The organism is Nitrospina gracilis Nb-211, from assembly GCF_021845525.1.
Taxonomy (GTDB): Bacteria; Nitrospinota; Nitrospinia; order Nitrospinales; family Nitrospinaceae; genus Nitrospina; species Nitrospina gracilis_A.
This window is the reverse complement of record NZ_JAKJKD010000001.1, coordinates 1,873,161-1,894,068: the sequence shown is the minus strand read 5'-3', so window position 1 is coordinate 1,894,068 and position 20,908 is coordinate 1,873,161. Positions and strand designations below refer to the sequence as shown.

Genomic DNA, 20,908 nt, shown 5'->3' with positions numbered 1-20,908 from the left:
AAACAAAATGATTTATCTGGATAACGCCGCCACCACGCCGATGGCCCCGGAAGTGATCGAGGTGATGACGAAGTCTCTACAGGAGGACTTCGGCAACTCCGGTGCGGTGTACCGCCTCGGCCACGATGCGAAACAGAAAATCCAGGAGGCGGAGGACCGCATCCGCGAAAGCCTGTGCCTTCCTTCGCGGTTCCGCATCATCTTCACCAGCGGCGGCAGTGAATCCAACAATCTCTTCATTAAGGGAACGTGTTTTCCGGATAAGAAGGCGGCGTGCCTGGGACTGGAACACCCCAGCGTGAAAGAAACGCTGGACGCTTTAAAGGAATATGGCAACGAGCCGGTATCGCTGTTGGAGTTTCAGAAAGAAGGGCGGCTGGATACGGATGCGATCCCCGAACTCAAGAAGCAGAAAGTGCGCTGGCTGTTTTTATCGCACGTCAACAACGAACTGGGAAGCATCAATGATCCGCAGGTATTGACCCCGCTTTTAAAGGAACACGCGCCGCAGACGCGGCTGTTTCTTGACGGTGTGCAGGCGGTGGGCAAACTGCCGATCACCGAAACCATGTGGGAGGGACTTTCCGGCTACTCGATGTCGGCGCACAAGTTTCACGGGCCGAAAGGCATCGGTTTGTTGGTGGTCGATTCGCGATTGAGCCTCAAGCCACAGATTCACGGCGGCAAACAGCAGTACGGCATGCGCTCCGGCACCTTGCCGGTGCCATTGATCGTGGCGATGGCTCACGCCGTACAACTGGCTACCAAACGCACCGCCTCCGCATGCAAGACGTTTTCCATTTTGCGGGAGCGGCTGGTGGCGGGGCTCAAAACGCTTGCTTCCAGCAATCCCAACCTGAATTTGAAATTCAATTCGTCCGTGGACCCGGGCAACGCGTTGCAATCGCCCGCCATCGTCAATTTCAGTTTTGCTCCTGTTGAAGGCGAGGTGGTTCTGCATCATCTGGAAGAACAGGGCATTTATGTGGGGCTTGGCTCCGCATGCAGCGCGCATTCGAAAGAACCGTCGAAGATTTTGACGGGAATCGGCTGCACGCGTGAAGAAGCACGGTGCAGTCTCCGCATATCCTTCAATCACACCAACACGGTGGAAGAGGTGGACCGTTTTCTCGCGGCCTTCGCCCGGGCTCACGAATCTCTTTATCCTTCCTTCTCACGTCGATTCGCCAACTCATGACACAGAAATGCACCATCCTGGTCCGGTACGATGAAATCGGGCTTAAGGGAAAAAACCGAAGTATGTTCATCAACCGGTTGGCGGACAACATCCGCCACGCCCTCAAGGGATTGGATGGGGTTTCAATTCAAAAGCCGCACGGCCGCATCCGCATAGATTGTCCAGAGGAGGTAGCGGACATGGCGGCGCAACGCCTTGTTTGCGTTCCCGGCGTCGCTTCGTTCAGCCTGGGGGTGGCTATGGAACCGGATATGGAGGCCATGGCGGAACTTGGTGTGCAATGGATCGACCCTCTCCTTGTTCCCGGTAAAGGGCTTAAATTCTGCGTGCAGACCAAGCGTGCCGACAAGCGGTTTCCCAAAACGTCGACGGAGGTCAATTACGAAGTGGGTTCGCGCATTCTCGGCCGGCTTCATGAACGCGGTCTGGAAGTGGATATCGACCACGCCGAGTTCACGCTGGAAATCGAGATCGGGCAGGAGCACACGGTGGTGTTCAAAAACCGCATCGCCGGTTTGCGCGGCCTGCCGGTCGGCAGTTCCGGCGAGGTACTGGGATTGATCTCCGGCGGCATCGACAGTCCGGTGGCGCTGTTCCGCATCATCAAACGTGGATGCCGGGTGCACGGCATCTTCTTCGACAACCAGCCGTACATGGGCCGCGGGGGCTACGACAAGGTCAAACGATTGTGCCGCCAACTGAACCGGTACCAAAGCCGGGCGCGGCTGTATGTGGTTCCGTTTGAAACCATACAGGAATCGATCCGCGATCATTGTCGTGCTCCCAACCGCGTGGTGCTGTACCGGCGCATGATGTACCGCATCGCCCAGGCGGTGGCCGAGCAATATCGATACCTCGCGCTGGTCACCGGCGAGTCGCTGGGACAGGTGGCGTCGCAAACGCTGGAAAACCTCAACGCGGTATCGGGGCTGGTGTCGCTCAGTGTGTTTCGTCCGCTCATCGGAACGGATAAAAACGACATCATCCGGCAGGCGAAAGAGCTGGGGACATACGGCATCAGCATCGAGCCACAACCCGACTGTTGTTCGGTATTCATGCCGCCCAATCCCACAACAAAAAGCAAGCTGGACGAGCTGGAAGAAGATGAAACGCGTTATCCCTGGCAGGAGTTGATGCAGGCGGCCATTGACAAAATGGAAGTCATCGAGGTCGATGAGCTAGGCTGAGTTGGGAAGGCGCGTGACTTGCAGATCGTCCTGCACCTCGGCAAGCAGGTCTGCGATGGATTTATTCAGGGTGGGGTGAATCCGGTCCGGCGCGATCTCCGCCAGCGGTTCCAGTACGAAGCGCCGCTCCGCTATGCCCGGGTGCGGCACTTGCAGATCCTTTTCCTCTATTATTTCCGCATCGTACAGCAACAGGTCGAGATCGATGGTGCGCGGTCCCCATTTTTCCCGCCGTTCGCGTCCCATTTCTTTTTCAATGCCCAGCAGAGTTTTCAGCAGGTCCGCAGGAGAAAGGTCCGTTTCCACCTGCGCCACGGCGTTGATGAACCAGTCCTGATCGGTCTTGCCGTAGGGTTGGGTTTGGTACAGGGAAGAAGCGGCGCGCAGGGTCAGCGCCGGGTGCGCCCGCATGCGGTCGATCGCCTCCCGGCAGTGGCCGGGAGCGTCTCCCATATTGGAACCGATACCGATGATGGCGGTGCGGGACATGACAGGTCCCTTTAAAGAAGCCGTCGTTAAAACTCGAATTTCACCGTGGCCAGGCGTTTTTTGATTTCCTGCATGATGCGAACTTCATCCGCTTCGTCCTTGGCGGCGAAAGTTGCGGAGAAGCGGACAAAGTTGCCAACGTCATCCCACGGCACGGTGGAGATCAGATGCTCGGTGATCATATACTGCGAAAACGCCTCGGCGTTTTCGAACTTCGGTCCGCCCTGGATGCCTTTGGGTGCTTTGACGAACAGGAAGAACGAGCCGCCGGGCATGGTCGCTTTGAAACCGACGGAGTTCAGGCTGTCCACCAGCAAACGCAGGCGGCGTTTGTATTTTTCCACGATGCGTGCCGTGATCTCCGGATGCTCCAGCGCGTAGATGCCGGCCTTCTGGATGGCGGCGAACTGGCCGGAGTCGATGTTGTCCTTGATGTTGGCGAAACCTTTCACCACCAGTTCGTTGCCGGCGATGAAGGCAATGCGCCACCCCGTCATGTTGTATGCCTTGGAATGGGAGTGGAACTCCACGCCCACGTCCATCGCGCCCGGGACCGAAAGAAAGCTGAGGGGCTCAGTGTCGTAAATCAGCGTCGAGTACGCCGCGTCCTGCACCACCACGATGTCGTTGCCTTTGGCAAACTCCACCACCTCTTCATAAAATTTGCGCGTCGCGTTGGCGCCGGTCGGATTGTTGGGATAATTGATGCACAGCAGTTTGGCGCGTTTGGCGGTATCCGAGTCGATGCTTTTGAGATCGGGCAGGAAGTGGTTTTCTTCCGTTAACGGCAGGTTCACCACCTCGCCGCCGAGGTACTGCGTGTGCGTGCCCATGACCGGGTAACCGGGGGTCGTCATCAACGTCACATCGCCGGGGTTGATGAAGATCAGCGGCATCATGGCCAGCCCGGGCTTGGAGCCGATGCTGTGGTTGACGTGTTTCTTGGGATCGAGTCCCTTCACGCCGAACGTTTTTTCCATGTAACGCACCGCCGCTTCCTTGAACGCGTCGATGCCGTTGTCGGTGTAACCGCGATTTTCCGGTTTGCGAGCTTCCTGTTCCAGCGTGGCGACCACGCCATTGTCAGCCATCTCATCCGGTTCGCCCACACCCATGTCGAACAGTTCCTTGCCGGGGTTGGCTTCCAGTGCGGCGCGCTTGGCGCGCTTGATCTTTTCGAACTTGTAGATTTTGGTGTCTTTGCCGAATTGCGTTCCGCCGATGCGGTTTGCAAACTGGGACTGTATATAGCTTTCCGACATGAATTGGGCTCCGGTATGACTGTGTGAAATGAGGTATGGACTCCAAGGACGGCACAATTTAGCCAAAATCCGGGAGGGTGTCAAGGCGGGGAGGGGTGCGTCACCCTTCCTTCACGTCATCTTCCTCGATGGGATCGGCCGGCAGGGGTGCGTCATAAAACTCATCCATGGCCTCGGCGTCCATTACCAGGTTGGCTTCCTTCTGACTGAAGCGCAGGTACTTGATGATTTCGGTGATCTCTTCATCCGAAAACTTTCCCTTCTGCGAGGGCATCTTGCCGGACCCGTTGTTGATGGTGTGCCGGATTTCCTGGTCGGAAAATTCGCTTTTCACATAAACCGCATCGATCAGGTTGGGGGCCTTGGTGTGCCCGCCCAGTGCGTCGGAACCGTGGCAGTTGGAACAGACGGTGTGGAACAAATCCTGCCCGCGTTTGTATTCCGGCGGAACGGTTTTGTTGGGTTGCGGGGCGCATGCCGCCAGCAACAGGGCACATAAGGAAACAATCAACGAAGTTCGGGTCCAGTGCATTCTTGTCTCCAGAAATTAAGATCGGTTTCGACGAACCGGTTTAATCGAGTGTGAAGGCGATGGGCAGTTGGATCGTCATCGAGTCGCGGTTGAGCGCTTTCGGGATGACGGGAAAGGGCGCGCCTTGTTTCACGGATTCCAAAGCGGCGTCGTCCAGAATGCCGCTTCCGGAAGAAAGCGCCACATGCAAATCCTGAATAATACCACTGCGGGTGATCCTGAAATGCACCACGGGTTGCCCTTCCAACCCCCGCCGCCTGGCTAAAAGGGGATAAAACTTGTGTTTTGCGATCCGGTTCCGGATTTCCAGGATGAAACCGTTTTTCAACGCATTCAGGTCTTCGCCCCCGGAATCGGAGCCTGTGAATCCTTTGGATGCAAATTGTTGAGGGGCGGATTCGTCAAAATCAGAATTAATCGCATCCGCCTTTTCTTGCGAGGGAGGTGCGGTATTGGACCCCTTTTCCGTAATCGGTTCCTTCAGGACCTCTTTCGACACCGTTTGGGCTCCGGTCCACGAGGCCGTGGGGATGGAAAAATTCGTTTCTTCGCTGTGCAATTGCGTGGTTTCCTCACGCGAGGAGTGCCGTTGTCCGGCTTTCGTTGTTTGCTTGGTTCCGGCAAAGGAGAGAGTGGGTTGCACGGTATGGGCATAACGTTTGCCCGGCGGGGGTTCCCAACCGTTGGATTGCGCGAGCGTGGACCGGCCGGGCTGAGGTGGAGAATAGACCATCGGCGAATGCGGATGGATTTCTTTTTTGAATGCCAGCCGGGCCCTGGTTCTGGGCTGTACGGGTTCCTTCGGCCGGACGGTCACAGGTTTCCGCATCATGCGAGTTGCGGAAAATGTTTTTCCTTGCTGGAAGGGAATTGGCTTTTCCGGTTGAGCTTCCCATTGGAGCGGAGCGGGTGGCGTGATGTGTTTGGCTATTTGCACGGGTTGCATTTGCTGGAAACGCGGCTGACGCATTTCTTCAGGGACCCGATCAACGAGGCCTTTATTGTTTTTCTGCGGGCCTTCCGTATGAGAGCCGGTGGGTGATGAGGTCACCAGCCGGACTTTCTGGATTTTGAAGTTTTCTTTCTCCGTCACGTCCTCCCTGGATTCCGGCCACAAAGTGAATGCGGCGAAGACGAGTCCGTGCAAGACCACAGAACAGCCCAGCGCTGTGATGAAAATCCGTCTGGATTGAATGTGGCTGTCCGTGGAAAACATGGTTCTCGTATCAGTGAAAGGAATACTCGAATCCGGCATAACCGGAAATCCCCGCCGTGCCGAAGAACAGCGACTCCTCGTATTTTTTGTCCAGCAGGTTCTCACCGCGTGCGGTCAGCTTGAGTTGTTTCGTCAGTTGGTACCCCACCGCCGCGCGCACGATGGCGCGACCGCCGACGCGTCCGGTGCCGGACACCATGGCGCTCCGGTACTGCACCGTCACCAGCCAGTCGAGCAGGTTGCGCCAGGTGTGATGCAGGGTGGCGGAAGCGGTGTGACGCGGCCGCCGCACCAGTAACGCGCCGGTGCTGGAGTCCACCGCCTGGTTCCACGTGTAGGCGGCGTTCACATCGACGTCATCCAGTACCTGCCAGCGAACGCTGGTCTCGATGCCCTGCGAACGCGCCCGGCCGATGTTCTCGGCGATGAACGTCGCCGGGTTGGGCTGGATCTGGTTTTTCAGGTCCATGTTGAAATACGTCACCGCCACGGACACGCGGTCGGACAGCAGCGCCTGTTCCACTCCGATCTCGAAACTTTCCGTTTCTTCCGGCTGGATATTGGGATTGCCAAAAAACGGAAACAGGATTTCGTTGACCGACGGGGCGCGGAAGCCGGTGGCGAATCCGCCGCGCAGGCGGGTGCCGGTTTCCACAAGGCGGTAAGCGGCTTCGATCTTGTAGGTGAATTTATTGGCGAAGCGGGTGTTGATGTCTTCCCGCACGCCGGCGTTCAGCAGAAACCGGTCATTGTGATTGAACTGCAACTGAAGATAATAGCCCTGGTTTTCGTTTTGAAGAGCCATGCCCTGGCTGGCGTTGGCGGCATTGGTGGCCTGGTGCTCGAACCCGAAAACGGTCGAGATGTTTTCATTGATATACACGTTATTTTGCACGTCCACCGTGTAGGTTCTGTTGATGATGAACGAGTCGCCGAACGTGGGGTCGATGGTGTCCAACTCGTCCACGAACACGCTGGGACTGATCTTCAGATCCCAGTTTTCGGTGAGCGCTTTCTGTATGGGGAGCGCGGCGTAAACGGTGTCGTTGTTGATGTGGTGGGGCAGGGTATCGGAGAAAGTGAAGGTGATGGGATCGAATCCGTCGAAATGACTGCGTGCGCGTATGTAGCGGCCGATGAACTCCACGCGCCCGTCTTCAAGGAAGTTGTAGCCGAGGCGCGATGAAAACGTGCGGTTGGCATACCCGTCGTTTTCGATACCGCCCCGGCGTTCGTTGAAGGCGGAGAAGCCTTCACTGTCGGTGTTCGACGCGCTCAGGGAATAATCCAGGTTTTTATAGGAGCCCGAACTGGTGATGCTTTCCTTGAAGGTTTCAAAACTGCCGCCTTCGAAGGACAAGGTGTGCGTCGGCTCCCCTTGTCCCTTGCGGGTGACGATATTGATGACGCCACCCACCGCATCGGCGCCCCACAAGGTGCTTTGCGGGCCGCGCAGGATTTCGATGCGCTCGATGTTGTCCATCTGCAAATGGGCAAAGCTGAAACTGCCGGTGGAGTTGGCTTTCACCTGCACGCCGTCGATCATCACCAGAGTCGATTGTGAATTGGCCCCGCGCATGAAAAGAGTGGTGGAACTGCCCAACGGCCCCGTTTGCACCACATTGATGCCCAATTGCTCCTGAAGAATGTCTTTCACCTGCATGTGCTTTTTCTTTTCGATGTCCTCGCGCGTGATCACCGTATAGGACGCCGTCTGGTTTTCCGGTTTGGTCTGCGATCGGGTGGCGTGAATCTCGATCGGCGCCAGTGTTTCTACCTGGTTCTTATTCTCTTCTGCCAACACCAGGTGGGGGAGAGTGGCTCCCAGCAGGGTGGCCAGAACTATGAGAATCTTTTTTTTCATTCTTTTCCTCTGGTTTCTTTTAAGTTTCAAGCAATGCTTCAATGCGTTTCATATCGATGGAGGCGTCCAGCCAGCCAGCCAGGCGATCCCATTGCCGTTCGCGGAACTGCTGGTAATCGAACGGTTCTTTGACAGGGGGAATGTTTCGAAGCTGGCGGACGCGGTTCAACAGCGCGTGGCGCAGGGGATCGTTGTCCAGAATGCCGTGCAGGTATGTGCCGATCAGCGTGCCCGTGCTGTCGCACACTCCCAGCGAATCCGCGTCCTCTGCATCGGTTTTTGCAAACAGCGCCGCGCACGATCCGGTTACCTGTGAGACGCCGTTGTGGATTTCATACCCCCACACCGTGAGACCGCTATCGAAAGCGGGCGAGCGGCCGGTGGTCAATCGCACCTGCCGCGTGATTTTTTTCGACTGCATCGTGGTGGTGAGGGGCAGAAGTCCCAGGCCGTCGATCTTTTCCGCGGTGCTTTCGATGCGGTCGGGATCGGTCAACTCGCGTCCCATCATCTGAAAACCGCCGCAGATGCCGAGCACCACGGTTCCATCTTCATGACAGCGATGCACGGCGCGGTCGAGTCCCTGCATTTTCAGAAACCGCATGTCCTCCAACGTGTTCTTGGTTCCGGGGAGGACGATGAGATCCGGCGATCCCAACTGCGCTTCCGTCCATACATAGCGCACGGCCACCGCCGGATCTTCCATCAACGGTGAGAAGTCGGTGAAGTTGGCGATGCGCGGCACCCGCAGGATGGCAACGTCCAGCAACCCCGCGTCGGTTTTCATTTCGCCGTACGTGCCGAAGGGCAGGGAGTCCTCCTCGTCCACGAACAGGTTGTGGTCGAACGGAATGACGCCCAGCACGGGTTTGGCAACCAGGTCCTCGAACTGCTTGAGGCCGGGTTTTAAAAGATCGACGTCGCCGCGGAATTTGTTGATGAGGAATCCGGCGACGCGGTCCTGCTCGTCTTGAGTGAGCAGATCGTAGGTGCCTTTCATCCAGGCGAACACGCCACCGCGGTCGATGTCGCCGACCAACAGCACCTTGGCATCCGCTTCTTTCGCCATCGCCATGTTGACGAAATCCATCTCGCGCAAATTGATTTCGGCAGGCGATCCCGCTCCTTCGAGGATGACCAGATCGTATTCCCGGCGCAGGTCCGCCAGTGCCTGCTTCACCTGGTCGAGATAGGCGGGCTTGCCCTTGTAATAGTCCTTCGCGTTGCGCGTGTGCGCGGGGCGGCCCAGGAGGATCACCTGCGACAGGTTGTCGCCCGCCGGTTTTAAGAGAACCGGGTTCATTTGAACCGTGGGGGCGATGCCGCAGGCCTCGGCCTGGAACGCCTGCGCGCGGCCGATCTCGCCGCCGTCCTCGCAGACGTAGGCGTTGAGTGACATGTTCTGCGCCTTGAAGGGGGCGACCTTCAGGCCTTTCCTGTAAAACCAGCGGCACAGGGCGGCGGTGATCACACTTTTGCCGACGCCCGATCCGGTTCCCTGCACCATCAAGGTTTTTGCGGTCATGATTAAATCACCTCTGCCGTTTTAACAACCAAACGAAGAATGGCCCGCCCAACAGAGCGGTGATGACGCCGACGGGAATCTCCACCGGCGCGATGAACGTGCGTCCGAACGAATCGCACAGAACCAGAAAACTGGCGCCGAAGAAAAACGATGCCGGGATGAGCAGGCGCAGGTCGGGGCCGATCACCAGCCGCACCATGTGCGGCACGATGAGCCCGACGAAACCGATGGGTCCGCTGGTCGCCACCACCGTGCCGGTGGTCAGGGAGGCCAGCACGAACGCCAGCTTCTGCGTGCGTTTCACATCCACGCCCCGGCTCTGTGCTGAATGGACGCCGGCGCTGATGAGATTGAGGTCGCGCGCGATGTAGAGCAGTCCGGCCAGCCCGATCAGCACCAGGGGCAGGATTGACCACACGGTTTCGTAGCTGGTGATGTCGAGCCCACCCATCATCCAGCGCACGATCTGGAACGATTGTGTGAAGTCGGACAGGTAATGGATGAACATGACGAGCGAGGCGAAAAAGAAATTCGCCGTCACCCCGGCGAGCAGAAGAACACCCGTGGGGAAATCGCCGTGCCGCGTCTTGACCAGGCTGAACACGAGGAACATCGCTCCCAGTGCACCAAGGAATGCGGCGATGGGCACCGACGAGAAGCCGAGGAACATGAAGTTGAGATTGAGCGCAATGGCGACGACCGCTCCCAGGGAGGCGCCGCTGGAGATGCCCAGCGTGAACGGCGCGGCGAGGTCGTTGCGCAACAACGCCTGCAAAACCGCGCCGGAGATGGCGAGCGCCCCGCCGGTCAACGCACCCAGCAGGATGCGCGGAAAACGCGCGATGAATAAAATATTGGCGTCCACGTTCTCGGCGAACGGGATGTCGCGCGACAGCGCCTTCATCAGATCGACGCTGGTGGGGCCAATCAGTGGTGCGATTCCCAGTATCAGGAGGAAGAACAGGAAGAACGCGGTGACCACCTGCACGTAGCGGCGGGGCGTGAGTCCATGCGTGTTGGTCAGCATCACGTACCCTCCGGAGAAATCAGGAAGCTGCCGTCGGCCTCATCGCGATAGATGTTGACGCCGATCTCGTACACCTCCTCCAGAATGGATTTCTGCAAAACGTCCGCCGGTGTGCCGTCCTTGATCACACGGCCCTGTTTCAGCAATACGAGGCGGCGGCAGTATTTTGAGGCGAGGTGCAGGTCGTGCATGGCGACGGTGATGGTGACGTTTTGCCTGCGGTTGAGGTCGTTCAGAATTTTCAGCAGTTCCACCTGGTACTTGAGATCGAGCGCGCTCGTCGGTTCGTCCAACAGCATCGCTTCCGGTTCCTGGGCGATGGCGCTGGCCAGCATGACGCGCTGTTTTTCACCGCCGCTGATTTCGTTGAACAGCCGCTCGGCAAACACCGACGTCTGCGTCTGTTCCAGAGCGCGACGGACGATCTCGAAATCATTTTCTCCCTCGAAGGTGAACGCGGAGAGATACGGATGTCGTCCCATCATCACCACTTCGCTCACCTTGAACGGGAATGGCATATGGTGCTCCTGCGGAATCCAGGCGATGGACTGCGCCAATTGCTTGCGGTTGCAGGACTGGATGTCGCGGCCGCGAAACAGCACGCGCTGGCTGTCCGGTTCCAGGATGCCCGCCATGAGTTTGAGCAGGGTGGATTTGCCGGAACCGTTGGGCCCGATGATGCCGACGAATTCGCCGGAAGAAATGTCCAGCGACACCTCGCGCACGACGGGGTCTTTGTCGTAGGCGAACGAAATGCCCTCGGCGCGCAGGAGCGGTTGGGTGGCGGTGGGCATGGAAGCGGCGGTCGTCATCCCTGTCCTCCCTGTGTGGAAGACTCCCTCGGTGCCCCGAATACCTCCGGATGCAGGGCGCGGGCGAAGTCGTCGAGAATACTCAAAAGGCGCGGGCCGGGGATGAGGATGTAGTCGGCGCCGATGAAATGGATGTTGTTTTCGGAGACGGCGCGGATGGTGGAAAAGCGCCGCCACTCTTTAAGCCGCGCCGCCTTCTCCTCCACGCTCATGTTCATGGCCGGTCCGGCTTCGATGATGACCTGCGGCGATTGCTGGATGATGTATTCCTTGTTGATCTTGGGGTAGGGGGCGATGGTGTCGGTGACGATGTTTTTTCCCCCCGCCAGGGCAAACAGTTCACCCAGAAAAGAACTGGGGCCGACGGCATACAGACTGCGGCCGGGTTCATTGCTGTCTCCGAGGATCAGCAGGGCGGACTTGGGCGCGTGTCCTTTCAATTTTTGACGGTATGTATCGATCCCGGATTGAACCCGGTTGATCCACTGCTCGGCGCGCTCCTCAATCTGCAAAGCCTTTCCCATCTTTCGCACCGATTCGAAAATCTGGTCGAGGGTCTGCATCTCGACGGCGAGCGTGCGGATGTGGAGATTCACCGCGTTGTTCTTCAGCGTGTGGCTGGTGGCCTGGTGGATGATGAGGTCCGGATTCAACGTGATCCAACGTTCGACACTGGGATGCAGGAGACTGCCGATTTTCGTGCGGGTGCAGGCTTCCGGCGGGTGTTTGCAGAAATTGGTGACGCCGACCACGCGGTCGCCCACGCCCAGTTCGAACAGAAACTCGGTGATGGACGGCGACATGGAGATGATGCGCTGGGGTGCTTTATTGGAATCCGCCCCCCACGACGGATTCGCAAACACCAGCAAGGCGAGCAGGCACAACACCGCACAGACGCTTCGGAATGAGCTTCCGATCGCAACGAGCGGTGGATACAGTGATGGCTTGGGAAAGCGATTGTTTGCCGGGCGCGCGGTCATATCCGGTTCCAATCCGGAAACCTGGAAGGCCCAAACAAAAAATCCCTTTCCGGGTGGAAAGGGAAACAGGTCATGTCACCTTCACCTCTCAGGTCCCGGAGAGTGTGTGAAGCATATTCAGACAGGCTTTCTGGCTTCCGGATCGTCCTACTGCCCGCGCCTTCCCGTTCTCTGGAACAGTGGCAAGATGCGGGTATCGTCCCCGGTTACAGCGGCGGCACCGCGACGGATTCGCACCGTCTTTCCTACTTCTGAATACAGCGGTTCAATTTGGCATCAGCATAGCAAAACGCCGGGGCAAGTCAATGAAATTTCCCGAAAAGGGGAGGGGGGATCAGGCTTCGAAGAAGCGGATCAGGTCCTGGATGTTCTCCGCGCTCACCTCGTGCCCCTGCGGAGTTTCCTTTGCGGTCAGGGTATGGCCGCGGCTTTGCATCTCGTCCAGCGCGTGTTCGGCGAGGAAAGACGGTACCACGTCGTCGTTGGCCCCGAAGATGCCGAGGATCTGTGTCGCGCCGTTTTGAGTGGTAACCTCCGGCAACTCCGGCAGGAAGCCGCAGATGGACGCCACCTTGTGCACGGGGTGTTTGCCCATCAGTGCGTACACCAGCGACGCCGCACCGCCCTGCGAAAATCCCCACAGGCAGGTGTGGAATCCGTTGGCGACGCTCTGCTTTTTCATGAAGCGGTGGGTTTCGTCCACCATGCCGGCGGTGAAGTCCAGAAACTGCTGGACCGCTTCCTTCTGCCGGGGACCATCCAGCCACCAACTCCACACGCCGTTGCCCGCGTCCACTGGTCCTTCCGGATAGATGGTGACGGTGTTGGTCAATTGCAGGCGGTTGCCATGGATCAACATATTTTCCGGTGTGGATTCGGCGCCGTGGAAACCGATGAGTACGTTCACCGGTTTGGAGGGATTTATGGAAGTCTGGCCGATGATGACTTTCTTTCCCAGCCAGGTCTGGTTCTGGTATTGCATGGTCATGTGTCCTGTTTGAGTTGGAGTTGTTGAATGAGATCGGCGGCCAGCGCTTCCGCTTCTCCGCGTGTGGCGATGCGCCCCAGCACGCGCGCTTCTTCCACGCGGTCGAGTATGGTTTTGTATGCCGGCGACGGTGACAGGTGAAACTTGCGCGTCAACGTGCGTCCGTTCAGCAGCGCCGGATGCTCCTGCGCCGGCAGATACGTATTCAGGTAAAATTCCATGATCCGGTTGAGCGCCAGCAGGAACGATTGCAGGTCGCCGCCACGTTCCATCTTAACAGCCGTGGCCAGAATCGCACCGGAAAAGAAATCGTCCTCCGACTGTTTGCACAGGCTGTAGATACCGGAGAAGTCCCCTCCCTCATGGCCCCCGGCCAGCGTTTCCGTGTGCTCGACCAGATGATTGTGAATTGTAAGCGCCCGGTCGGTGAAGTGGATGCGGTCGTTGCTGAGCCGCAGGTCTTTCATGACGCGAACGGGGAGAGAATCGTTTTTCATTTTCAAACGGTGGGGTTGTGCGTCGTCCATAGGACTCAACAGCACCGCAAGTTTGAGCAGGGCGCGCCGCGGGGGCACGTCGATGAAGTCCCGCAAGCAGGTGCGGTGTTTTGGCGAAATCTTCTCGGTTTCCACAAGCAGAATTTCCAGCCGGTCCAGAATGCGCAGTGCCTCCTGTCCGCTCTCCGGTAAAAGGCCTTCGGGGTCGTGACCGAAATGCGGAGCCAATTCTGGGATGAGCGCGGACAACACTCCCGTCTCCACCATGCGTTCCATGTGCGAGTTGGCGGTGCCGAGCAGGATCAAAAGCTCGTAAGACAGCCGTTCGGCGGCGACGGTACGGATGCGGCCGCGGGTTTCGGTGATGCGTTCTGTCGTTTTCGGATCGATGGCGAAGCCCAGCGTGTTGGCAAAACGAAAGGCGCGGAGCAGGCGCAGGGGGTCGTCCTCGAACACCGGGCCGGGCAGGGCGCGCACCACGCGGCGGTCGATGTCCTCCCGTCCTCCGAAGGGATCGATCACCGCGTCTTTGCCTGTGACGAAATCCTCCAGCGGCTGGCCGAGGGCGTTGATGGTGAAGTCGCGGCGAGAGAGGTCGTCTTCCAGCGTTTCGCCCTGCAGGGTGGAAAAATCGAAATACACGTCGCGCGCGATCACCACGCGGTGAGTCTCGCGCCCCGGCGTGGAATCCAGAGGCACCCGCGTCAGCGAATATGCTTCGGCGAAGCGGTGCGCTACCTCCGGCGCGTTCTTGCAGGTGAAATCGAAATCGGCGCAGGCCTTGCCCATCGCGCGGTCACGCAGGGTGCCGCCCACCACGTACAGCGGGTGACCCTGCTCGCGGCCGAGCCGCAACAGGTTTCCAAGCTGGCTTTGGTAATCTTTCGACATGCGATTCCGAAAAAAGATATCTGCGAATTATCTTAACAGATTCGAAAACAGAGGGAGGCGCGGGGAGGGAGGGAGATGGCCGGTAGTCAGCGGTCCCAGCCGGACTTCAGCTTGATCTCCAGCGACACGAACATCGAGCCGTTTTTCTTGACCATGTGCAGGTCCGTGTGGGTCAGGTTGCTCAGTACCTGGCGGATGTTTTCCGAGGGTTTGCTGGCCGGGTCTTTGATGAGGAACGGCACCATGTCATCGATGGAGCCGCGCACCTCTTCGCTGTCCACCACGTAGCCGAGATACTGCGCGTCCACGTCGAGGTATTTTTTGACGAGCTTGCAAAGGGTGTCGCCTGCCATGATGTCGCGCTTGCCGCGCACGCGGTTGATGACCAGTCCCGGCGAGAAGGTGCGGATGATATCGTTCACCGCCTCCAGCGAATCGGGATCGCTCTCCTTTATTTTGGCGCGGAGCTGGTCGATCTCGAAACAGTCCTCGCTCACCTCCGGGTTCCTGGAGAAGTCGAGCGCGTGCTGGATTTCGGCATTGGCCTTGAACTCCTGGCTGATGCGGCGGAACAGGGCCGACTTAATGTAATGGAACGTGTTGGTGATGGACGTCATCTCCGGCGTGGACACCGCCACCTGCCGGTCGGCGAGGTTGAAAAAGTCCACCGTATGGAATCCCGTGCCCGGACCGAGGTCGATGCACACCGCATCCGTCTTCAGGTTGCGGAGCACGTTCATGACGCGGTTCTGCTGTTTCTGGTTGATGTCCGCACTGCCCGGCAGGCTTCCCGACGTGCTCAGGAACTTCAGGTTCACCAGCCCGGTTTCCTGGAGCAGGGGAGAAGGGTCGTCCTCGATGCCGTCGTGCACGAAGAAGTCGCGGAAGCCGTAGCGGGGATTGCTGATGCCCACCAGCGCGTGCAGGTTGGAGGCGCCGAAGTCGCCGTCCACCAGCACCACCTTCTGCCCGGTGAGCGCCATGGCCACCGCCAGGTTGGTGGCGATCACGCTTTTGCCGACGCCGCCCTTGCCGCCGCCGACGGCGATGATTTGACTGGAATGCTTCGTGGTCAAAATGCTCACCTGCTTTCGTTGTAAGGGCTTGCCGCTCCGCGCCGCAGGGCGGGCCGGAGGGGTCCCGACTTTTCGTGAATGCGGGTCATTTCATTGTCACGCAACGGGGGGATGAATTCAACCGAATGTGCCCCGCCGCTCTTCTCATAACGGCCAAAAACCCAAAGGCTTGAGGCCGGGTGGCCAAAATGTGCAAAGAATTGCAAAGACGGGATATTATTTGAGAAGGGGGATTTAAATGAGCTAAAATCCAATTAAGGGCGCATTTATGCGTATGTTGGATCAAAACTCCCTACCGGATCGTTCCCCCTCTGGCCGGATGAACGCCCGGCAGTCCTTTTCCATTTGAGGTGGTTTTTTGGAAAGCCTTCAGTTTTACCTGTTTTTCACCGTCATCATTCTGTTTTCGTTGACCGTGCACGAGTACTCCCACGGCCGGGTAGCCTATTTTTTAGGCGACAACACGGCGAAGCGGCTGGGGCGGCTCACGTTCAATCCGATCAAGCACCTCGACTTCTTCGGCGTCCTCTGTTTTTATTTTCTGGGATTCGGCTGGGCCAAGCCGGTGCCGGTGGATGGACGCAATTTTGAGAATCCCCAACGCGACATGATGTACGTGGCGGCGGCGGGTCCGGCTTCCAACCTGATCCTCGCCTTCATCTTCGGGTTCCTAGTGCGGGTCACGCCGCCGGAGCAGAACCTGTTTCTGTTCGCCATGCTGTGCTACGCGCTCTACATCAATGTGGCGCTGGCGATCTTCAACCTCCTCCCCATTTTTCCGCTGGACGGGGCGAGCGTGCTCAAGGGTTTGGTCTCGCGGGAGATGGCGGTGAAGCTGGCGCTGTTCGACCGCTACAGCGGGTTCGTCCTGCTCGGCATCTTCCTTTTGGATTATTTCGCGCAGACCGGGATAATTTTGGGTATTCTTAGACTCCCTATGGGGTTTATGGTAGAGTTTTTTACCCAAGAGGCGTTTCCCTATGTAAAACAGATCATTCGCTTCCTTTAATCCTTTTCAAATTTCAGATAGATGTCGAAAAAACGCATTTTGAGCGGCATGCAGCCTTCCGGCCTGCTTCACCTGGGCAACTACTTCGGCGCGTTGAAGAACTGGGTGTCCCTGCAGGACGACTATGAGTGTTTCTACTTCATCGCTGACTGGCATTCGCTGACCACGCTGTACGAAAATCCGGGCCAGATTCCCAAGTTCACCCGCGAGGTGGCGATCGACTGGCTGGCGGCGGGGCTGGATCCGGAAAAGTGCACGTTGTTCGTGCAGTCGCGCATCCCGGAACACGCGGAGCTGCACCTGATTCTGTCGATGATCGTGCCGGTGTCGTGGCTGGAACGCAATCCCACTTATAAGGAAAAGCAACAGGAAGTGAAGACGGTGGACATGAGTTCCTACGGCTTCCTCGGCTACCCGGTTCTGCAGACGGCGGACATCGTGCTGTATAACGCGCACTATGTGCCGGTGGGCATCGACCAGGCGCCGCACCTGGAGCTGTCGCGCGAGATCGTGCGCCGCTTCCAGCATTTTTACAAGAAGAAGGTATTGATCGAGCCGGAGGCGAAGATCAGCGAGGTGCCGAAGCTGAACGGCATCGACGGACGCAAGATGAGCAAGAGCTACAACAACGCCATTTACCTCTCCGACTCGGAAAAGGAAATCACCAAAAAAATTCAGTCGATGCTCACCGACCCGCAACGCCTGCGCCGCAATGACCCCGGCGACCCGGACGTGTGCAACCTGTTCCCGTTTCACAAGCTGTTCTCCTCGGAGGAGAAACAGGCGTACGTCGATGAGAACTGCCGGACGGCGGGCATTGGGTGCGGCGACTGCAAGGCCCTGCTCGCCGAGTCCATGCTGGAAGGGATGCGCCCCCTCATGGAACGCCGCGCGGAGCTGATGGCCAAGCCAAAGGAAGTGGATGAGATTCTGGATGAAGGCACCGAGCGTGCCCGCAAGGTGGCACAGAACACCATGCGTAAAGTGAAGGAAGCGATGAAACTGAAATGAAGACGGAAGACGGCGACACCAAGATGGATTACAAAGACACCCTGAACCTGCCGCAGACGGATTTTCCCATGAAGGCCAACCTCGTGCAGAGGGAGCCGGAAGCGCTGGCGGCGTGGGAGGCGGAGGACATTTACCAACGCATCCGCGAGGCGTCGAAGGGCCGCCCGAAGTACGTCTTCCACGACGGCCCGCCGTACGCCAACGGCCATATCCACATGGGGCACGCGCTCAACAAGGTGCTCAAGGATTTCATCGTGCGCATCATGACGATGAAGGGATTCGACGCCACGTTCGTGCCGGGCTGGGACTGCCACGGCCTGCCCATCGAGCACCAGGTCGGCAAGGAGCTCAAGAGCAAAAAGCAGGACCTGGGCAAGAACGAGGTACGCAAGCTGTGCCGGGAGTACGCCGCCCGTTTCGTGGAGGTGCAGAAGGAAGAGTTCAAGCGGCTGGGCGTGTTCGCCGACTGGGACAAGCCATACCTCACCATGAGCTTCGGCTATGAAGGCACCATCGTCCGCGAGTTTTTGAAGTTTCTCGAATCCGGCATGGTGTACAAGGGCCTCAAGCCCGTGCACTGGTGCACGCATTGCCAGACGGCGCTGGCCGAGGCGGAAGTGGAGTACGCCGATCACAACTCGCCGTCCATCTACGTCAAGTTTGCGGTGAAGTCGGGGTGGAAGGGTCAGCTCGAGGGCGTGGACGAGAAAAAAGCGTCGTTCGTCATCTGGACCACCACGCCGTGGACGCTTCCCGCCAACCTCGCCGTGTGCCTGCACCCGGACTTCGAGTACACCGCCGTCGAGATCGCGGGCGAGCAATACATCGTGGCGGCGGAGCGGCTGTCGGCGCTCATCCTCGAATGGGACGTCACCGATTACAAGGTGCTTGGCAAATGCGCGGGCAAGGAGCTGGAAGGTGTCGTCTGCCAGCATCCGTTCATCGACCGCGAGTCGCCGGTGATCCTGGGCGACCACGTCACCCTCGAGCAGGGCACCGGTTGCGTGCACACCGCACCGGGGCACGGTCAGGAGGACTACATCGTCGGCCTCAAGTACGGGCTGGATACATACAATCCCGTGGACGACGGCGGCGTGTTCAAGCCGGAGGTTGAGTTTTTCGGCGGCCAGTTCGTGATGAAGGCCAACCCGGAGATCATCAAGAAGCTGGAAGAACTGGGCAAACTGATCCATCAGGACCGCGTCGATCACTCCTACCCGCACTGCTGGCGGTGCCGCACGCCGATCATCTTCCGCGCCACGGCGCAGTGGTTCATTTCGATGGATGACAAGGGCCTCCGCCAGAAAGCGCTGGCGGAGATCGACAAGACGCGCTGGGTGCCACACTGGGGCCGCGAGCGGATTCACGGCATGATCGAGAACCGCCCGGACTGGTGCGTGTCGCGCCAGCGTGCGTGGGGCGTGCCGATCACGGTGTTCACCTGCATTGAGTGCGACACCACGCTCACCGACATGGCGGCGTATGAACCGGTCGTTGCGGCGGTGGAAAAAGAGGGCGCGGACTGCTGGTTCGAAAAAGAGGTGAAAGACCTCCTTCCTGCGGGCACGAAGTGCGCCTGCGGGTCGACCGAGTTCAAAAAGGAAATGGATATTCTGGATGTGTGGTTCGACTCCGGCGTCAGCCACGCGGCGGTTTTGGAACCGGACCCGAACCTGCAATGGCCGGCCGACTTGTATCTGGAAGGCAGTGACCAGCACCGCGGCTGGTTCCACAGTTCATTGCTGGAAGCCGTTGCCACGCGCAACGCCGCGCCCTATAAAACCGTACTCACCCACGGCTATGTGGTGGACGGCAAGGGCAAGAAGATGTCGAAGTCGGCGGGCAACGTCATCGCGCCGCAGAAGATCATCGACCAGTACGGAGCGGAAATCCTGCGTCTGTGGGTGGCGTCGGAAAACTACCGCGAGGACATCCGCATCTCCCACGAAATCTTAAAACGCCTCACCGAAGCATACCGGAAGATCCGCAACACGTTCCGGTTCCTGCTCGGCAACCTGAGCGACTTCGACCCGAAAGCCGATCGCGTGCCCATCGACGAGATGGAGGAGATCGATCACTACATTCTGTACCGCTTCAAGAAGGTGAACGAACGCATCCAAAAGGCGTTCGAGGAGTTCGAGTTCCACGTCTTCTACCATACGTTTTATAATTTCTGCATTGTGGACCTGAGCGCGTTCTATCTGGACATCCTGAAGGATCGCCTCTACACCTACCCCAAGACATCGAAGGGACGCCGGTCGGGACAGACCGCGATGTACGATCTGTTGAAAGGCATGGCGCAGATGATGGCGCCGATTCTAAGCTTCACCGCCGACGAGGTGTGGAAGTACATGGCCGACGACGGGAGTAAAGAGGAAAGCGTGCACCTGAGTGTGTTTCCGGACCTGTCCGGGGTGACGTTTTCGGATGAGTTGGCGGCCAAGTGGGAGCGCATCAAGGACCTCAAAGGCGAGGTGAGCAAGGCGCTGGAGTTGCGCCGCCGCGAAAAAGTGATCGGCCATTCGCTGGACGCCTCGGTTCGTATCGCCGCGCCGGAGGCCATGCGGCCGTTTCTGGAAAGCGAGCGCAACGCGTTGAAATTCATCTTCATCGTATCGCAGGTGGAGATGGTGCCGCAGTTGGACGGAGACGCCTACCAGAGCGACGTGATCGAGGGGTTGAAGATCGGGGTCCAACCGGCTCCAGGCAAAAAATGCGAGCGATGCTGGAACTACTTCGTCGAGGCCGAAGCGTCCGGAGAGCATCCCGGCATCTGCCAACGGTGCGCGACCCATCTGGAATCCGCCCAAGCCTGAGTTTATTTTGAAGAACAAATATCTACAGCTTTTTCTGATCTCCAACATTCTGATCATTCTCGATCAGTTCACGAAGTATCTCGTGGCTTTGCACATTCCGCAGAACATGTCGATCCGCATCATCGACAGCTTTTTCAACCTGACGCACATCCGCAATCCGGGCGTGGCGTTCGGCCTGTTTGCCGATAGCGACCTGGAGATCAAGGCAACCCTGTTCATCGTCTTTTCGGGTATTGCCATCATCGCCATCCTGGTGTTCTTTCACGAAACGCCGAGCCATAAGAAAATCGCGCTCCGGGGGTTGATCCTCATTTTCGCCGGGGCGATCGGCAACCTCATCGACCGCATCCTGTACAAGGAGGTGATCGACTTCCTTGATATTCATTTCGGCAGTTATCACTGGCCCGCCTTCAACGTGGCGGACTCCTGCATAACCATTGGCGTGCTGTTCATGTTCATTGATATAATCAAGGATGGGACTGCGCCGCAAAAAAGACCACAGGACCCCACTTCCGAATCCGCCTGACG

The 20,908-nt window shown here is 58.3% G+C and carries 18 protein-coding genes and 1 riboswitch; of the genes, 6 read left to right on the top strand and 12 right to left on the bottom strand.

All coding sequences use genetic code 11. The annotated features are described in order from the left end of the window. The first annotated feature begins 7 nt into the window (after positions 1-7). Together J2S31_RS08970 and thiI are read left to right on the top strand one after the other, a co-directional pair. Positions 8-1,198, top strand: coding sequence for a cysteine desulfurase family protein (locus J2S31_RS08970; protein ID WP_237098748.1), 1,191 nt, complete (start codon positions 8-10; stop codon positions 1,196-1,198). Continuing rightward, positions 1,195-2,385 carry a tRNA uracil 4-sulfurtransferase ThiI gene (gene thiI, locus J2S31_RS08965; RefSeq protein ID WP_237098747.1) on the top strand — a complete coding sequence of 397 codons (1,191 nt, stop codon included), beginning with the start codon at positions 1,195-1,197 and terminating at the stop codon, positions 2,383-2,385. Before J2S31_RS08970 ends, thiI begins: the two co-directional genes overlap by 4 nt. Here thiI and folK read toward each other — a convergent pair. The 12 genes from folK to J2S31_RS08905 form a co-directional block, all read right to left on the bottom strand. Continuing rightward, entirely contained in the window at positions 2,377-2,874 is a 498-nt protein-coding gene (gene folK / locus J2S31_RS08960) for a 2-amino-4-hydroxy-6-hydroxymethyldihydropteridine diphosphokinase (protein WP_237098746.1), read from the bottom strand. The two genes, thiI and folK, sit on opposite strands and share 9 nt — an antisense overlap. Positions 2,875-2,900: 26 nt before the next feature. Then, entirely contained in the window at positions 2,901-4,136 is a 1,236-nt protein-coding gene (locus tag J2S31_RS08955; protein WP_237098745.1) for an LL-diaminopimelate aminotransferase, read from the bottom strand. A gap of 100 nt (positions 4,137-4,236) precedes the next feature. After that, complete coding sequence (locus J2S31_RS08950) at positions 4,237-4,668, bottom strand: c-type cytochrome (protein WP_237098744.1); 432 nt, start codon at positions 4,666-4,668, stop codon at positions 4,237-4,239. Between the two features lie 40 nt (positions 4,669-4,708). Further along, positions 4,709-5,884 (bottom strand): energy transducer TonB, encoded by a 1,176-nt coding sequence (locus tag J2S31_RS08945; protein WP_237098743.1) that lies wholly within the window; start codon positions 5,882-5,884, stop codon positions 4,709-4,711. Positions 5,885-5,894: 10 nt separating this feature from the next. Continuing rightward, the gene (locus J2S31_RS08940) at positions 5,895-7,748 is read right to left on the bottom strand and encodes a TonB-dependent receptor plug domain-containing protein (RefSeq protein ID WP_237098742.1); all 1,854 of its coding nucleotides are present in this window, start codon (positions 7,746-7,748) and stop codon (positions 5,895-5,897) included. A 19-nt stretch (positions 7,749-7,767) separates the two neighbouring features. Continuing rightward, the gene (locus J2S31_RS08935; protein WP_237098741.1) at positions 7,768-9,273 is read right to left on the bottom strand and encodes a cobyric acid synthase; all 1,506 of its coding nucleotides are present in this window, start codon (positions 9,271-9,273) and stop codon (positions 7,768-7,770) included. Between the two features lie 7 nt (positions 9,274-9,280). Further along, positions 9,281-10,300, bottom strand: a complete 1,020-nt coding sequence (locus tag J2S31_RS08930) for a FecCD family ABC transporter permease (protein ID WP_237098740.1) — start codon at positions 10,298-10,300, stop codon at positions 9,281-9,283. Continuing rightward, complete coding sequence (locus J2S31_RS08925) at positions 10,300-11,094, bottom strand: heme ABC transporter ATP-binding protein (protein WP_442939897.1); 795 nt, start codon at positions 11,092-11,094, stop codon at positions 10,300-10,302. Before J2S31_RS08925 ends, J2S31_RS08930 begins: the two co-directional genes overlap by 1 nt. Positions 11,095-11,108: 14 nt before the next feature. Next, positions 11,109-12,092 carry an ABC transporter substrate-binding protein gene (locus J2S31_RS08920; protein WP_237098738.1) on the bottom strand — a complete coding sequence of 328 codons (984 nt, stop codon included), beginning with the start codon at positions 12,090-12,092 and terminating at the stop codon, positions 11,109-11,111. A gap of 103 nt (positions 12,093-12,195) precedes the next feature. After that, positions 12,196-12,382: riboswitch (cobalamin riboswitch) on the bottom strand. A gap of 44 nt (positions 12,383-12,426) precedes the next feature. Further along, entirely contained in the window at positions 12,427-13,080 is a 654-nt protein-coding gene (locus J2S31_RS08915; protein WP_237098737.1) for an alpha/beta hydrolase, read from the bottom strand. After that, complete coding sequence (locus J2S31_RS08910) at positions 13,077-14,468, bottom strand: hypothetical protein (RefSeq protein WP_237098736.1); 1,392 nt, start codon at positions 14,466-14,468, stop codon at positions 13,077-13,079. Before J2S31_RS08910 ends, J2S31_RS08915 begins: the two co-directional genes overlap by 4 nt. Before the next feature lie 86 nt (positions 14,469-14,554). Beyond that, complete coding sequence (locus tag J2S31_RS08905; RefSeq protein ID WP_237098735.1) at positions 14,555-15,553, bottom strand: MinD/ParA family ATP-binding protein; 999 nt, start codon at positions 15,551-15,553, stop codon at positions 14,555-14,557. Between the two features lie 349 nt (positions 15,554-15,902). On the opposite strand from J2S31_RS08905, the gene J2S31_RS08900 reads away from it, so the two are divergent. Genes J2S31_RS08900 through lspA form a run of 4 tightly spaced genes read left to right on the top strand, consistent with a single transcriptional unit; the run spans position 15,903 to position 20,906 of the window. Next, complete coding sequence (locus J2S31_RS08900; protein ID WP_237098734.1) at positions 15,903-16,553, top strand: site-2 protease family protein; 651 nt, start codon at positions 15,903-15,905, stop codon at positions 16,551-16,553. Positions 16,554-16,574: 21 nt separating this feature from the next. Further along, positions 16,575-17,564 carry a tryptophan--tRNA ligase gene (trpS, locus tag J2S31_RS08895; RefSeq protein WP_237098733.1) on the top strand — a complete coding sequence of 330 codons (990 nt, stop codon included), beginning with the start codon at positions 16,575-16,577 and terminating at the stop codon, positions 17,562-17,564. Between the two features lie 23 nt (positions 17,565-17,587). Beyond that, positions 17,588-20,380, top strand: coding sequence for an isoleucine--tRNA ligase (gene ileS / locus J2S31_RS08890; RefSeq protein ID WP_371831651.1), 2,793 nt, complete (start codon positions 17,588-17,590; stop codon positions 20,378-20,380). 7 nt (positions 20,381-20,387) lie between these two features. Continuing rightward, positions 20,388-20,906, top strand: a complete 519-nt coding sequence (gene lspA / locus J2S31_RS08885; RefSeq protein WP_237098731.1) for a signal peptidase II — start codon at positions 20,388-20,390, stop codon at positions 20,904-20,906. The last annotated feature ends 2 nt before the right edge of the window (positions 20,907-20,908 follow it).

What these genes read in the sequence shown, in the direction of transcription:
- J2S31_RS08970 (WP_237098748.1), top strand. Translation starts at nt 8, where the DNA reads ATGATTTATCTGGATAACGCCGCCACCACGCCGATGGCCCCGGAAGTG.
- thiI (WP_237098747.1), top strand. Translation starts at nt 1,195, where the DNA reads ATGACACAGAAATGCACCATCCTGGTCCGGTACGATGAAATCGGGCTT.
- folK (WP_237098746.1), bottom strand. Translation starts at nt 2,874, where the DNA reads ATGTCCCGCACCGCCATCATCGGTATCGGTTCCAATATGGGAGACGCT.
- J2S31_RS08955 (WP_237098745.1), bottom strand. Translation starts at nt 4,136, where the DNA reads ATGTCGGAAAGCTATATACAGTCCCAGTTTGCAAACCGCATCGGCGGA.
- J2S31_RS08950 (WP_237098744.1), bottom strand. Translation starts at nt 4,668, where the DNA reads ATGCACTGGACCCGAACTTCGTTGATTGTTTCCTTATGTGCCCTGTTG.
- J2S31_RS08945 (WP_237098743.1), bottom strand. Translation starts at nt 5,884, where the DNA reads ATGTTTTCCACGGACAGCCACATTCAATCCAGACGGATTTTCATCACA.
- J2S31_RS08940 (WP_237098742.1), bottom strand. Translation starts at nt 7,748, where the DNA reads ATGAAAAAAAAGATTCTCATAGTTCTGGCCACCCTGCTGGGAGCCACT.
- J2S31_RS08935 (WP_237098741.1), bottom strand. Translation starts at nt 9,273, where the DNA reads ATGACCGCAAAAACCTTGATGGTGCAGGGAACCGGATCGGGCGTCGGC.
- J2S31_RS08930 (WP_237098740.1), bottom strand. Translation starts at nt 10,300, where the DNA reads ATGCTGACCAACACGCATGGACTCACGCCCCGCCGCTACGTGCAGGTG.
- J2S31_RS08925 (WP_442939897.1), bottom strand. Translation starts at nt 11,094, where the DNA reads ATGCCCACCGCCACCCAACCGCTCCTGCGCGCCGAGGGCATTTCGTTC.
- J2S31_RS08920 (WP_237098738.1), bottom strand. Translation starts at nt 12,092, where the DNA reads ATGACCGCGCGCCCGGCAAACAATCGCTTTCCCAAGCCATCACTGTAT.
- J2S31_RS08915 (WP_237098737.1), bottom strand. Translation starts at nt 13,080, where the DNA reads ATGACCATGCAATACCAGAACCAGACCTGGCTGGGAAAGAAAGTCATC.
- J2S31_RS08910 (WP_237098736.1), bottom strand. Translation starts at nt 14,468, where the DNA reads ATGTCGAAAGATTACCAAAGCCAGCTTGGAAACCTGTTGCGGCTCGGC.
- trpS (WP_237098733.1), top strand. Translation starts at nt 16,575, where the DNA reads ATGTCGAAAAAACGCATTTTGAGCGGCATGCAGCCTTCCGGCCTGCTT.
- ileS (WP_371831651.1), top strand. Translation starts at nt 17,588, where the DNA reads ATGGATTACAAAGACACCCTGAACCTGCCGCAGACGGATTTTCCCATG.